Genomic DNA, 478 nt, shown 5'->3' with positions numbered 1-478 from the left:
CTTTGGCTATTTCCAGTGCTCCATAGGTTTTACCTGAGCCACTAGGCCCTGTTAAAGCGAGCCTTAATTTTGCTTTTTTTCGCATTGCCTTGGCGAATTTCATACTAATCTCCTAAGTATTGACCTTGACGTCGATCGCTTCCGTAGTAATCGACTTCAAACTTATTACTCGGTGCAGAATTCCTTTCCGCATCACGTAATGCCTGAATATGAGCAGGTAGAGGAGGGTGATTTTTCGATGCGTCCAAGTTCATGTGTAGCAGTTCCATTGCTAATCGTTTTTCCCTGTCTGGCGCACTCGTATTTGGCAAACACCCCTCAATCATTGCAATAGCTTGAGCCAGAGCTTCCTCTCTGTTTTTTGCTAATGACGGTGATGTTAATTGGGGGTATTTATCGGTAGGGTATGAGTTAGAAACGTTCATTGAAAATCTCCTGAAAAGTCCTTGAGAGGCATAGACAATCCTTGTCGTCCTAA

Annotated in this window: 1 protein-coding gene; it reads right to left on the bottom strand. The window is 43.5% G+C overall.

Annotated features, from left to right (window positions below):
* Positions 1-104 precede the first annotated feature (104 nt).
* Positions 105-425 carry a hypothetical protein gene (locus ACYUCW_RS18170; protein WP_017628824.1) on the bottom strand — a complete coding sequence of 107 codons (321 nt, stop codon included), beginning with the start codon at positions 423-425 and terminating at the stop codon, positions 105-107.
* Between the last annotated feature and the right edge of the window lie 53 nt (positions 426-478).

It is taken from the genome of Proteus sp. MB838, from assembly GCF_054767435.1.
Note: the sequence above shows the minus strand (reverse complement) of the source record. Positions and strands in the feature narration are given on the sequence as shown.

Coding starts and splice junctions, on each gene's coding strand:
- ACYUCW_RS18170 (WP_017628824.1), bottom strand. CDS start 425: ATGAACGTTTCTAACTCATACCCTACCGATAAATACCCCCAATTAACA.